Source organism: Streptomyces sp. NBC_00335 (assembly GCF_036127095.1).
GTDB lineage: Bacteria > Actinomycetota > Actinomycetes > Streptomycetales > Streptomycetaceae > Streptomyces.
In genome coordinates this window covers 4,453,003-4,465,958 of record NZ_CP108006.1, presented here as the reverse complement: position 1 = coordinate 4,465,958, position 12,956 = coordinate 4,453,003, and the positions used below count along the sequence as shown (strand labels likewise).

Here is a 12,956-nt window from a genome sequence, read left to right as displayed (position 1 = left end):
TCAGCCGTTGCGCTTCCAGCGGGGCTTGTCGTCGCGGCGGTCGCTGCCGCCGGCGGGACGGTCGCCGCCGGAGCGGAAGCCGCCGCCGGCCGGACGGTCGCCACCGGAGCGGAAGCCGCCACCGGTCGGACGGTCGCCACCGGAGCGGAAACCGCCACGGTCGCCACCGCGGTCGTCACGGTTGAAACCACCCGAGGGGCGGTCGTCACGACGGAAGCCACCACCGGCGGGACGGTCGCCACCGGAGCGGAAACCGCCACCGGTCGGACGGTCGCCACCGGAGCGGAAACCGCCACGGTCGCCACCACGGTCGTCACGGTTGAAACCACCCGAGGGGCGGTCGTCACGACGGAAGCCACCACCGGTCGGACGGTCGCCGCCCGAGCGGAAGCCGCCACGGTCGTCACGGTTGAAACCACCCGAGGGGCGGTCGTCACGACGGAAGCCACCACCGGTCGGACGGTCGCCGCCCGAGCGGAAACCGCCGCCGGCCGGACGGTCGCCACCGGAGCGGAAACCGCCACCGGTCGGACGGTCGCCACCGGAGCGGAAACCGCCACGGTCGCCACCACGGTCGTCACGGTTGAAACCACCCGAGGGGCGGTCGTCACGACGGAAGCCACCACCGGTCGGACGGTCGCCACCGGAGCGGAAACCGCCACGGTCGCCACCGCGGTCGCCGCGGTCGTCACGGCGGAAGCCGCCACGGTCGCCGCCACGGTCACCACGGTCGTCGCGACGGTTGTCACGGCGCTCGTAGTTGCCACGGTCGTCACGGCTCTGGAACGCGGGGCGCTCCTCCGCGACCGGCTCGGCCACGGCTGCCGCGACCTCGGCCTCGGCGGCCTCGACCACCTCGGCGACAGCGGCCTCGGGGTCCTCGCCGCGCTCACGTGCGGAGCGGGCGACCAGGCGGTCGGCCTCCTCGCGCAGCTCGACGGCACGGCGCGACAGGCGCTCCAGCTGCTTGGTGAGGTCGGCGACCTCGCGCTCGGCCTGCTTGGCGGCGTTGTTCGCGGAGTCGGCCTGGACCTGGGTCAGCGAACGGGCACCGGTGATCTCGGCGACCTCGGGGTCGAAGGCGCCGACGCCCTGGACGATGTGGCGCGAAGCGTCGACGCCCGCGTCCTCCATCAGGCGGAAGATCTGGCGGCGCTGGTGCGGAAGCGCCAGCGACACGACGACACCGGACTTGCCGGCGCGGGCGGTACGGCCCGAGCGGTGCAGGTAGTCCTTGTGGTCACCGGCCGGGTCCACGTTCAGGACCAGGTCGATGCCGTCGACGTGGATGCCGCGGGCGGCGACGTCGGTGGCGACGAGCGCGTTGACGTAGCCGTCCTTGAAGTCGGCGAGGACGCGGGTACGGGCACCCTGCGTCATGCCGCCGTGCAGCGCGTCGGCCTTCACGCCGGACTCGATGAGCTGCTCGGCGATGCGGTCGGCGCCCAGCTGGGTGCGGACGAAGATGATGGTGCGGCCCTTGCGGGCGGCGATGGCCGCCGTGACCGGCGCCTTGTCCTTCGGCTTCACGACGAGGACGTGGTGCGTCATGGTCGTGACGTTGCCCTGCGCGCTGTCGACCTCGTGCGTGACGGGGTTGGTCAGGTAGCGCTTGACCAGGGTGCCGATCTCGTTCTCCATGGTGGCGGAGAAGAGCATGCGCTGGCCGCCGCCGGGGATCTGGTCGAGCAGCTCGGTGACCTCGGGCAGGAAGCCCAGGTCGGCCATCTGGTCGGCCTCGTCGAGGACCGCGACCTGGACGTTCGCCAGGGAGCAGGCGCCGCGGTTGATGATGTCGCGCAGACGGCCCGGGGTGGCGACGAGGACGTCGACACCGCGCTCCAGAGCGAAGATCTGGTTGCTCATGGAGGTACCGCCACAGACGACCTTCATCTTGAGGCCGAGGACGTCGCCGTAGGGCTGGAGAGCGTCGGCGACCTGCATCGCGAGCTCACGCGTCGGCGTCAGGATGATCGCGCGGGGCTTCTTCTTCTCGGTGTGCCCACCGGCCAGCGAGGCCAGGGTCGGCAGACCGAAGGAGAGGGTCTTGCCGGAGCCGGTGCGGCCACGGCCGAGGATGTCCTTGCCGGCCAGGGCGTCCGGGATGGTCGCGGCCTGGATCGGGAAGGGCGCGGTGACGCCGTTCTGCGCGAGCTTGCGCACGATGCCGTCCGGCAGACCGAGGTCGCCGAAGGTCAGGGTGGGCTCGGCGTCGGCGTCGTCGGCCTCTGCGTCGTCGTTGAAGTCTTCGGTGGAGTCCTCGAAGGAGTCATCGGACTCGTCGGACTCGTGGTTCGCCACGTCGGCCTCGAGGGCCTCGATGATCTCGTCGGCGACTACGGCCTCGATGGCCTCGGTGACCGCAAGGGTCTCGGCGTCGACGATCTCGTTGGAGTCGTTCTCGGGCATGACGGAACGGTCAGAACTGGAAATGGACATGCGAAATGCGAAACCTTCCGGAGTCTCGGCACGCGCCCAAACTCCGTGAATTCGCAAATCGACCGCCTCAATGCGGTCAGCCACGGCTGGGGAGAGTACGCGCCACGCGGCGCTCTTCGGAGTCGGCGCCGGGCAATGGGATCAAACGATCTATAACCATACGCACCCTCCCCCGGGTCTGGCAAGTCCCACCCCCGAAGACGGCGCTGACCTGCGGAAACACCATCCGCCCGCCAGAGCCTGGCGGGCGGATCGGGCCGGGTCCGAGCCGACATCGGGCCTAGGGCTGGGTGCCCGGATCGGTCGACTCCTCCGGCTTCGGGGACTCCGGAGCCGGTGTGGGTTCCGTCACTGGCGGCGGGGAGACCGGCGGTTCGGAGGCCGGCGGCTCCGGGGTCGGGGAGGCGGGCTGGCCGCCACCGGAGGAGCCGCCTCCACCGGAGCCCGACCCGGACCCGGAACCGCCCGCCGGGGGCTGCTGGGGACCCTGGCCGCCCGCTTCGCCACCCGGACCGGCCGACGGCGAGGGAGCCCCGGGCGGACCGGCCGGCGCGCCCGGGCTGGGGGAGGCCCCGGCCGCGCCGGAGGTGGTCCCGGGGCCCGCGGACTTGCCGTCCTGGTTCCCCGTACCGCCCTTCGAGCCGTGGCCGCCGCCCTGGCTCCCGGCGCCCTTCCCGGACGAGGAGCCACCGCCGGACTTGCCGCCCTGGACACCCGTCGAGGCGGAGGGCCCTGGCTTCGCGGCGTCCTCCCCGACACTCATGCAGCCCGCGGTCGCCGCCACCGCGAGCGCGGCGACCGCGAGGCGAAGCGACCGGGGGGATCGGAGGGAAGCGGAAAACTGGCGCACGGGGCACCTCCGGAACGCTGGCAAAGGTCCGCGATGAGCGGGTCAATGTGCCCAACTCCCTCTGCCCCGTATGGGTCACGCCCCAGTACGCCCCGACGGAGACGGGCGGCGCGCCCTCAGGCGAACAGTTGTCCCGCCACCTGGTGGCCGAGCGTGACCCCACCCAGCCCGATCAGCACCGAGGCCGCCACATTGGCCGCCGCCAGGAACTTCCAGCCCCGCTCGGCGAGGCGCAGCGTCTCGTAGGAGAACGTCGAGTAGGTGCTCAGCGCCCCGCACAGCCCCGTACCGAGCAGCAGGTTCAGCCGAGAGGAGGCGGCCCCGTCCAGCACCGCGCCGGTCAGCGCCCCCAGCACCAGGGAGGCGGCCGCGTTCACCACGAAGGTCCCCCAGGGGAAGACCGAGTCGTGCCGCGCCTGCACGGCCCGGTCGGTCAGGTACCGCAGGGGCGCCCCGACGGCCGCGCCCACCATGACGATCAGCCAGTTCATCCCCGCCCCCACCCCCGGGCCGGGCCCCGGCCGTCACCGACGGCGCGCCGGGTGATCACGGCAGCGGCCCACACGGCGCCCATCGCCCCGGCCACCGTGAGCCCGGCGTACGCCAGCGCGGTACCGGCCTCACCGGCGTCGAGCAGCCGCGCGAAGTCCACGGCGTAGGTGGAGAAGGTGGTGAACCCGCCGAGCACCCCCACCCCCAGGAAGGGCCGTACGAGGGGGTGCGCCGACCGGCCGCCCTCGCTGATCAGCACCATGAGGACGCCGATGAGCGCGCAGCCCGCCACGTTGATCCAGAAGGTCCCCCACGGAAAGGCCCCGGGCGCGGCCGGCCACAGCAGCCCGACCCCGTACCGCGCCGCGGCTCCCACGGCGCCGCCCGCGGCCACGGCAGCGAGCACCCGGCCCTGCGGTTCGGCGCGCTGCGCCGGCACGTGGAGGTCGACGTCGGGGTCGATGGCCTCCGGCCCCCGCGCCGGCCGGGTCATCCGCACTCCGCTTCGCATGTCGCCACCGGGCCATTCTCCCGCGACGGGTCCCGGCCCGCCGGAAACGGGCCGGGGAAACCGGTCCGCCGCAATCGGACCCCGGCACGGGAGAATGGCCTCGTGCTGGAGATGACGCGTGACGCGTTCGAAGAGTTGGTGGCCGAAGCGCTGGACTCGATCCCCGAGGAGCTGACCCGGGTCATGGACAACGTGGCCGTCTTCGTGGAGGACGAGCCCGCCGCCGACGACCCCGAACTGCTCGGCCTCTACGAGGGAACCCCGCTCACGGAGCGCGGCGAGTGGTACGCCGGGGTCCTGCCCGACCGGATCTCGATCTACATGGGGCCGACCCTGCGGATGTGCGAGAGCGCGGAGGAAGTGGTCCACGAGGTCGCCGTGACGGTGGTCCACGAGATCGCCCACCACTTCGGCATCGAGGACGAGCGGCTCCACGAACTCGGCTGGGGCTGACCCCTCAGGCCGTTCCGGACCCGCATCCGCTCCGCCGCGAACCCGCCTCCGGCCCGCCTCGGACCCGCCCGCGGAAACCGTTTTGGCGATCGCCGCCGGGATCCCATATGCTTCTCACGTCCCCGACGCGCTGGAAAGTGCCCGGCGGGCCTTTAGCCCTCATCGTCTAGTGGCCCAGGACGCCGCCCTTTCAAGGCGGTAGCACGGGTTCGAATCCCGTTGGGGGTACGCATTACCGTGTGCGAGACTTGTGCTCGCACATTGCAAGGACCTGTGGAGCAGTTGGTTAGCTCGCCACCCTGTCAAGGTGGAGGTCGCGGGTTCAAGTCCCGTCAGGTTCGCTGAAGCCGGAAACGGTTTCGTGGCTGGGTAGCTCAGTTGGTACGAGCGATCGCCTGAAAAGCGATAGGTCGCCGGTTCGACCCCGGCCCCAGCCACCAGAATCAAGAAGGCCCCGTCCATCGGACGGGGCCTTCTTCGTCATTCCCCTTCCGCGCCCGCGCCCGCTCCGGCCGCCGCCCGGGCCCGCCGGCGCCACTGCGCCAGGCCCGCGCCGGCGGCCGCCACGGCCACCAGTCCGAGCAGCGCCCAGTCCGGAACCGCGTCCGCCACGGCCTGCACCCGCTGCTCCACCGCGAACGAATCGTCCACGTCCAGCACCCCCGGCAGGGCGCTCGCCCCGTCGTAGGCCAGGAACAGCACGCCGAGCAGGATGAAGAACAGGCCCGAGGCGAGCGAGGTGGTGTGCAGTTCGAAGCGGCCGACCGAGAAGGTGCGGCCGCGCAGCCAGCGCCGGCGGCCCAGGTCGAAGCGCTCCCAGAGCAGTGCCAGCACGAACAGCGGCACGGCCATGCCCAGTGCGTACACCGCCAGCAGCAGGCCTCCGTAGACCGGGCTGCCGCTGACCGCCGCCACCGTCAGGATGCTGCCGAGGATGGGCCCGGCGCAGAAGCCGGCCAGCCCGTAGACCGCGCCCAGCGCGTACACCGACAGGGCGGTGGTCGGCCGGATCCTCCCCGACAGCTCCGAGATCCGCTTCGAGGCGAAGCCCAGCCCGAGGATCTGGGCGAGGCCAAGCGCGATGATCAGCCAGCCGCCGAACAGCACGAGGGCCTCGCGGTTGCCGTGGAAGAACCGCCCGGCGTACGAACCCGCCGCCCCCAGCGGTACGAGGGTGCTCGCGAGGCCCGCGTAGAAGATCCCGGTGCGCGCCAGCAGCCGGGACGTGGAGTCGATGGAGTACGCGAAGAAGGCGGGCAGGAGCAGTGCGCTGCACGGGCTGAGCAGCGCGAGGAGGCCGCCGAGCAGGGCGGCCAGGTATCCGGCGTCGGTCACTTCGCGGCCGCCTGCGCCTTGGCCTTGGCGATGGCGGCTTCGAAGGCCGCAGGGGGCTGGGCTCCGGCGATGGGCTGCCCGTTGATCAGGAAGGACGGGGTGGAGGTGACGCCGATGCGGTAGCCCTCCTCCTGGTCCTTCGCCAGAGCGGCCGCGGCCTGCTCCCCGGCCATGTCCTTCTTGAAGCGCTCCAGGTCCGGGACCCCGGCCTCGCGCGCCAGCTCCGTCAGCCGCTCCGCGCCGAAGCCCTTCTCCTTGGCTCCCTCGGCGTACGCGGCCGCGTGGAACTGCGCGAAGCGGTCCTGCTGCCCCGCCGCCCAGGCGGCCTTGGCGGCGGCCTCGGAGTCGGCGCCGAAGATCGGGAAGTTGCGCCACTCGATGCGCAGGGTGCCGTCCTCCACGTACTTCTTCACCAGCGCGGGCTCGGTGTCGCGGGCGAACTTTCCGCAGTAGCCGCACTTGAAGTCGGAGTACTCGATCAGGACGACGGGAGCGTCGGCCCGGCCGGCCGCGAGCTTGTCCCCGGACTCGCGGCGGGCCAGGGCCTTGAGCTGCGCGGCGGGGTCCGTGGCGGATCCGGCCTCCGGAACGGCAGCCGCGGACTGCCGGGCGGCGCCGTCGGTGGTGTCCTCGGGCTTGGTGGCCTGCCAGGAGACGAGGCCGAGGGTGACGGCGGCGAGGGCGACCCCGGCGGAGATCAGCAGGGGCTTGCGGGAGGAAGAGGAGGAGGAAGGGGAGGCGGGCATGCGGGTGCTCCAGAGCTGTGCGGACGGAAGGGTAGGACCGGGTGGCCGATGCGGCCGGTCCTCCTAGACCCGCATCACGGACAGCTCCGGCGGGGACGGCGCCGGCCGGTCGGGCCCGCGTACGAGGGCCCGTACGGGTATCGCCCGCGACGGGACCGCCACCTCGGGCCCGGGCCGCACGGGCGGGGCCTGGGCCTGCGCCTGGTCGGACCCGGCCCGCGCCGGCAGGGCGGGTACGCCGTCCCGGCCGGGTGAACCCGGGGCGCAGGCGGGTCCGGGCGGCCCGGCGGAGGCGGCGAAGGCCGCGACGGGAGCGGCGGAGCCCGGCTCCGCGGAGGCCCCTGCCCGCACGGCCCCCTGCCCGGCGGCTGCGAGGGCCTCGGCGACCGGGACGGCCAGGACCGGGGGAACCGTCGCGACGGCCGGGACGGTCAAGGCCACCGGCGCCGCCGCGACCCGGGCGGTCACCGGAGCGGCCGCCGCCTGGAAGGTCCCCGCCAGCAGGGCCCAGCCCAGCAGCACCGCGAACACGCACCGGAGGCGGCGGCTGCGGGGCATCGTGGGCGGCCTCTCACTGGGACATCGGCAGGAAGGCGACGGGACATCGCCGGTGACGTGCCGGAGGGACACATCGGGGTAACGCTCGGGGGACTCGTCCCGAAATGGTACGGGTCAGCCCCACAAATGCGTTCGCCACCCGGCACCTACGGGTGAGATCCTCGACCAGGTATGTCTACTTCCTTCGCCGCCCTGCAGACGCTTCTCGGTGAGATCTCCCTCCGTGACGCGCACCGCCTCGGCCGCCGCCTCGAAGGCGCCCGCCGCATCCGCAAGCCCGAGGCCAAGCAGGCCGTGCTCGACGAGATCGCAGCGGAGGCCGAAACGGCCGCCGTGCGACTGGCCAAGCGCGCCTCGCGAAAGCCCGAGGTCACGTATCCCGAGAACCTTCCCGTCAGCCAGAAGAAGGACGAGATCGCCGAGGCGATACGCGACCACCAGGTCGTGATCGTCGCGGGCGAGACCGGCTCCGGCAAGACCACGCAGATCCCCAAGATCTGCATGGAGCTGGGGCGCGGCGTCCGGGGCATGATCGGGCACACCCAGCCCCGCCGGATCGCGGCCCGCACGGTCGCGGAGCGCATCGCGGAGGAGCTGAAGTCCGAGATCGGCCAGACCGTCGGCTGGAAGGTCCGGTTCACCGACCAGGTGGACCAGGAGGCGACCTTCGTCAAGCTGATGACGGACGGCATCCTGCTCGCCGAGATCCAGACGGACCGCGAGCTGCGCGCGTACGACACGATCATCATCGACGAGGCCCACGAGCGGTCGCTGAACATCGACTTCCTGCTCGGCTACCTCGCCACGCTGCTGCCCAAGCGCCCCGACCTCAAGGTGATCATCACCTCGGCGACCATCGACCCGGAGCGCTTCTCCCGGCACTTCGGCGAGGCCCCGATCGTCGAGGTCAGCGGCCGGACGTACCCGGTGGAGGTCCGCTACCGGCCGCTCCTCGAAGACGACTCCGAGGACAGCGACCGCGACCAGATCACCGCGATCTGCGAGGCCGTCGACGAGCTCCAGGCGGAGGGGCCGGGCGACATCCTGGTCTTCCTCTCCGGCGAGCGCGAGATCCGCGACACGGCGGACGCGCTGGAGAAGCGCAAGCTCCGCCTGACCGAGGTCCTCCCCCTCTACGCGCGCCTCTCGCACGCCGAGCAGCACCGCGTCTTCCAGCAGCACACCGGGCGCCGCGTCGTCCTCGCGACCAACGTCGCCGAGACCTCGCTGACCGTCCCCGGCATCAAGTACGTGATCGACCCGGGCACCGCCCGCATCTCCCGGTACAGCCACCGCACCAAGGTCCAGCGGCTGCCCATCGAGCGGATCTCGCAGGCCAGCGCCAACCAGCGCAAGGGCCGTTGCGGCCGTACCAGCGACGGCATCTGCATCCGGCTCTACTCCGAGGACGACTTCACCACCCGTCCGGAGTTCACGGACGCCGAGATCCTGCGCACCAACCTCGCCTCCGTCATCCTCCAGATGACCGCGGCCGGCCTCGGCGAGATCGAGAAGTTCCCCTTCATCGACCCGCCGGACCACCGCAACATCCGCGACGGCGTGCAGCTCCTCCAGGAGCTCGGCGCGCTCGACCCGGACGAGAAGGATCACAAGAAGCGGCTCACGCCGATGGGCCGCCAGCTCTCCCAGCTGCCCGTGGACCCGCGGCTCGCCCGCATGGTGGTGGAGGCGGACAAGAACAACTGCGTCCGCGAGGTCATGGTCATCGCGGCGGCCCTGTCCATCCAGGACCCGCGCGAGCGGCCCTCGGACAAGCAGACGCAGGCCGACCAGAACCACGCCCGGTTCAAGGACGAGACGAGCGACTTCCTCTCCTTCCTGAACATGTGGCGCTACGTCCGGGAGCAGCAGAAGGAGCGCGGCTCCTCCTCCTTCCGCCGGATGTGCAAGCAGGAGTACCTGAACTTCCTGCGGATCCGCGAATGGCAGGACATTTATTCGCAGCTGCGTACGGTCGCCAAGTCCATGGGCATCCACGTCAACGAGGCCGATGCCCCCGAGACGAGCGTGCACATCTCCCTGCTCGCCGGCCTGCTCTCGCACATCGGGCTGAAGGACACCGACAAGAACGAGTACCTGGGGGCCCGGTCCGCCAAGTTCGCGATCTTCCCGGGTTCCTCGCTGTTCAAGAAGCAGCCGAAGTTCCTGATGTCGGCCGAGCTGGTGGAGACCTCGCGGCTGTGGGCCCGGGTGAACGCCAAGGTCGAGCCGGAGTGGGTGGAGCCGCTCGCCCAGCACCTGATCAAGCGCACGTACAGCGAGCCGCACTGGGAGAAGGACCAGGCAGCGGTGATGGCCTTCGAGAAGGTCACGCTGTACGGCGTGCCGATCGTCGCTCAGCGGAAGATCAACTACGGCCGGATCGACGCCGAGGTCTCCCGCGATCTGTTCATTCGCAACGCCCTGGTCGAGGGCGACTGGCGGACCCACCACAAGTTCTACGCCGACAACCGCAAGCTCCTCACCGAGGTGGAGGAGCTGGAGAACCGGGCCCGGCGCCGCGACATCGTGGTCGACGACGAGACGCTCTTCGACTTCTACGACCAGCGGATCCCCGAACACGTGGTCTCCGGGGCGCACTTCGACTCCTGGTGGAAGCACAAGAAGCGCGACGAGCCCGAACTGCTCGACTTCGAGCGCGAGATGCTCCTGACGGAAAAGGCGGCCGGGGTCACCAAGGCCGACTATCCGGACTCCTGGATGCAGGGCCGGCTGAAGTTCCGGGTGACCTACCAGTTCGAGCCGGGCGCGGACGCGGACGGCGTCACCGTCCACATCCCGCTCCAGGTGCTGAACCAGGTCACGGACGAGGGCTTCGACTGGCAGATCCCGGGCCTGCGCGAAGAGGTGGTCACGGAGCTGATCCGGTCCCTCCCGAAGCCGATCCGCCGGCACTACGTGCCCGCGCCGAACTTCGCGACCCGCTTCCTGGCCACCTCGCACCCGCTGCAGGAGCCCCTGCACGTGACGCTGGCGCGGGAGCTCCAGCGGATGGTCGGGGTCCCGGTCACCGCCGAGGACTTCGACCTCACCCGCATCCCCGACCACCTGAAGATCACCTTCCGGATCGTCGACGAGCGCCGCAAGAACCTCGCCGAGGCCAAGGACCTGGAGGCCCTGCGGCTCCAGCTCAAGCCCAAGGCCCGCCAGGCCCTCTCGCAGGCCGCCGCGGCCACCGCCGAGCGGGAGGGCGGGGAGTCGGTGGAGAAGGCCGGGCTCACGGACTGGACGATCGGCACCCTGACCAAGGTCTTCGAGACCCGCCGGGCCGGCCAGCCGGTGAAGGCGTACCCGGCGCTCGTGGACGCCGGTACGAGCGTTTCCGTACGCCTCTTCGACACCGAGGCCGAGCAGCAGCAGGCCATGCGGCTCGGCACCCGGCGGCTCATCCTGCTCAACATCACGGTGAACCCGGCGAAGTTCGCCTCGGACCACCTGAGCAACCAGCAGAAGCTGGCGCTGTCGCGCAATCCGCACGGCTCCATCCAGGCGCTGTTCGACGACTGCGCGACCGCGGCGGCCGACCACCTGATCGCGCGGCACGGCGGACCGGCGTGGGACGAGGCGGGCTTCCGCAAGCTCTACGAGGCCGTGCGGACCGACCTGGTGGACACGACCGTACGGACGATCACGCAGGTGCAGCAGGTGCTGGCCGCCTGGCAGGCCTGCGAACGCCGCCTGAAGACCACGGCCAGCCTCGCCCTGGTGGCCAACGTCCAGGACGTCAAGACGCAGCTCGCGGCGCTCATGCCGGCCGGCTTCGTCACACTGACCGGACTGCGCCGGCTGCCGGACCTGATGCGCTACCTGGTGGCGATCGACCGGCGGCTCCAGCAGATGCCCACGGGCGTCCAGCGCGACACCACGCGCATGGAGAAGGTCCACGAGATGCGGGACGAGTACCTGTGGCTGCTGGAGCAGTTGCCCAAGGGGCGCCCGGTCCCGGCGGCGGTCACCGAGATCCGCTGGATGATCGAGGAACTGCGGGTCAGCTACTTCGCGCACGCCCTCGGAACGGCCTATCCGATCTCCGACAAGCGCATCGTGAAGGCGGTGGACGCGGCCGCCCCGGGACCCGCTCGGTGATCGAGTTCGACTGCACCCCCTGAGCTGCGGTACAGTCTGATTCGCAGCCGCCCAGCGGCCGCAAATCAAGGACCTGTGGAGCAGTTGGTTAGCTCGCCACCCTGTCAAGGTGGAGGTCGCGGGTTCAAGTCCCGTCAGGTTCGCAAGATCGTCAGGGCCCGCATCCCCAGGGATGCGGGCCCTGACGCGTTTCCGGGGCCGGATGGCACCGAGGGGGCACTTCGGCACCGAAGTGCGGGGCGACGTACGGCCCGAGGTGCCGGCCGGTCCACCGACCGCCGCACGGGCCCGTTGGGCCGAACGGCCCACCAGGGCGCCTCACGGGCCCGATTGGGCCCAGCCGGCCCCAGAACCCCCAGCAGGCCCTTCACGGCGCGCTGGGAGGCGCCTGGAGCCCCGTGCGGGGCCGCCGGAGAAACCCGGACCGCTCCGCCCGGCCACCGCCCGGCCGCGCCTCGCCACCGCTCGGCCGCGCCTGGCCACCGCCTCGCCGCCGTCCGCGACCCCTCCGACCCCACCGTCGCGTGGCGGCCGCGACATCGCCCGTCCGGATGATGCGCTCTGTGCGGCACGTCCCTTTACGGGGTGCATTGCCTGATCCACAAGAGTGATCATCTGTGACGGGAGTCACCCCATGTGTTTTTGAGACGCACGCTTTTATGGCACTCATACGTCCACTCGATTTTATATGTGCCATTGCACCCACCCCCGGCGGCTCCGCACACCAGCTCGATAACCCCCTGACCAGGGCATAAAAAAAGATCGCGCTGGACCCGGCGGAGTCCAGCGCGATCGAACGACTGATGAACCTGTTGGGGCAGGTCCGGTCGTTTCAAAGCTCTGTGGATCTCATCGGATTGGGGGACCCGATATAGACCCGGCAATAAGTGGTGCTGCGGAACCTCAGGCCTCGCTGCGCTGCTGCGGAATTCCCGCAAGCAGTGCGCGGACCTCAGCCTCGCGGTAGCGGCGGTGTCCACCCAGGGTGCGGATGGACGTGAGCTTGCCAGCCTTGGCCCAACGGGTGACCGTCTTCGGGTCCACGCGGAACATCGTGGCAACCTCAGCCGGGGTCAGCAGCGGCTCGGCATCAGGGGTGCGAGCGGTCATGAGCGGCCTCCTCGGGAGAACCGAACCATCTCGGTTCTTTCCTCTAAATTCTGCACCTTGGCCCACGTTGCCCGAAATGGACATACGCGGGCCGAGTCGGTTATAGGACGAACGGCTTGTCCTCGGCACTACAACTACACCATCCGTCCAGCCTCGACGGCCAAACCGATGGAATTGCCCTCCGAGGTGTTCATCAGCGGCGGAAGCCGATGGACCGTCCCATAACGGACAGTCACCCCACTGTGACGATCAGTCACAGAGCGATCAGGAGTCGTCAGACCCCCCGTAGAGTGCAATACCGAGCATTCCGCCCTTAGTTGGACGGAAGGAACCCTCCCCGGACTCCTTGTCCTAT

At 70.8% G+C, this 12,956-nt stretch carries 10 protein-coding genes and 4 tRNA genes; 6 read left to right on the top strand and 8 right to left on the bottom strand.

From position 1 onward, the window contains the following. The 4 genes from OHA37_RS20090 to OHA37_RS20075 form a co-directional block, all read right to left on the bottom strand. Nucleotides 1-2,439, bottom strand: coding sequence for a DEAD/DEAH box helicase (locus OHA37_RS20090; RefSeq protein WP_266907155.1), 2,439 nt, complete (start codon nucleotides 2,437-2,439; stop codon nucleotides 1-3). Between the two features lie 280 nt (nucleotides 2,440-2,719). After that, nucleotides 2,720-3,202 (bottom strand): hypothetical protein, encoded by a 483-nt coding sequence (locus OHA37_RS20085; RefSeq protein ID WP_266907153.1) that lies wholly within the window; start codon nucleotides 3,200-3,202, stop codon nucleotides 2,720-2,722. 203 nt (nucleotides 3,203-3,405) lie between these two features. Next, nucleotides 3,406-3,780 (bottom strand): fluoride efflux transporter FluC, encoded by a 375-nt coding sequence (locus OHA37_RS20080; RefSeq protein ID WP_266907151.1) that lies wholly within the window; start codon nucleotides 3,778-3,780, stop codon nucleotides 3,406-3,408. Further along, complete coding sequence (locus OHA37_RS20075; protein ID WP_266907149.1) at nucleotides 3,777-4,292, bottom strand: FluC/FEX family fluoride channel; 516 nt, start codon at nucleotides 4,290-4,292, stop codon at nucleotides 3,777-3,779. Before OHA37_RS20075 ends, OHA37_RS20080 begins: the two co-directional genes overlap by 4 nt. Before the next feature lie 102 nt (nucleotides 4,293-4,394). On the opposite strand from OHA37_RS20075, the gene OHA37_RS20070 reads away from it, so the two are divergent. The 4 genes from OHA37_RS20070 to OHA37_RS20055 all read left to right on the top strand — a co-directional run bounded on the left by OHA37_RS20070 (nucleotide 4,395) and on the right by OHA37_RS20055 (nucleotide 5,185). Then, entirely contained in the window at nucleotides 4,395-4,745 is a 351-nt protein-coding gene (locus OHA37_RS20070) for a metallopeptidase family protein (protein WP_266907147.1), read from the top strand. A gap of 155 nt (nucleotides 4,746-4,900) precedes the next feature. Beyond that, nucleotides 4,901-4,973, top strand: a tRNA-Glu gene (locus OHA37_RS20065). Between the two features lie 39 nt (nucleotides 4,974-5,012). Then, nucleotides 5,013-5,086 (top strand) — tRNA-Asp (locus OHA37_RS20060). A gap of 22 nt (nucleotides 5,087-5,108) precedes the next feature. Beyond that, a tRNA-Phe gene (locus OHA37_RS20055) sits at nucleotides 5,109-5,185 on the top strand. Between the two features lie 40 nt (nucleotides 5,186-5,225). Here the strand turns inward: OHA37_RS20055 and OHA37_RS20050 are convergent. From OHA37_RS20050 to OHA37_RS20040, 3 genes are all read right to left on the bottom strand, one after another. Further along, nucleotides 5,226-6,080, bottom strand: coding sequence for a cytochrome c biogenesis CcdA family protein (locus tag OHA37_RS20050; RefSeq protein ID WP_266907145.1), 855 nt, complete (start codon nucleotides 6,078-6,080; stop codon nucleotides 5,226-5,228). After that, entirely contained in the window at nucleotides 6,077-6,826 is a 750-nt protein-coding gene (locus tag OHA37_RS20045; protein ID WP_266907143.1) for a DsbA family protein, read from the bottom strand. Before OHA37_RS20045 ends, OHA37_RS20050 begins: the two co-directional genes overlap by 4 nt. Before the next feature lie 63 nt (nucleotides 6,827-6,889). Then, nucleotides 6,890-7,384, bottom strand: coding sequence for a hypothetical protein (locus tag OHA37_RS20040; protein WP_266907141.1), 495 nt, complete (start codon nucleotides 7,382-7,384; stop codon nucleotides 6,890-6,892). A 171-nt stretch (nucleotides 7,385-7,555) separates the two neighbouring features. Here OHA37_RS20040 and hrpA point away from each other — a divergent pair, with 171 nt between their 5' ends. Both hrpA and OHA37_RS20030 read left to right on the top strand, forming a co-directional pair. Next, the gene (hrpA, locus tag OHA37_RS20035) at nucleotides 7,556-11,491 is read left to right on the top strand and encodes an ATP-dependent RNA helicase HrpA (protein WP_266907139.1); all 3,936 of its coding nucleotides are present in this window, start codon (nucleotides 7,556-7,558) and stop codon (nucleotides 11,489-11,491) included. Nucleotides 11,492-11,560: 69 nt separating this feature from the next. Next, nucleotides 11,561-11,634, top strand: a tRNA-Asp gene (locus tag OHA37_RS20030). 760 nt (nucleotides 11,635-12,394) lie between these two features. On the opposite strand, the gene bldC is transcribed toward OHA37_RS20030, so the two are convergent. Then, entirely contained in the window at nucleotides 12,395-12,601 is a 207-nt protein-coding gene (gene bldC / locus OHA37_RS20025) for a developmental transcriptional regulator BldC (RefSeq protein ID WP_003949541.1), read from the bottom strand. Nucleotides 12,602-12,956 lie beyond the last annotated feature (355 nt).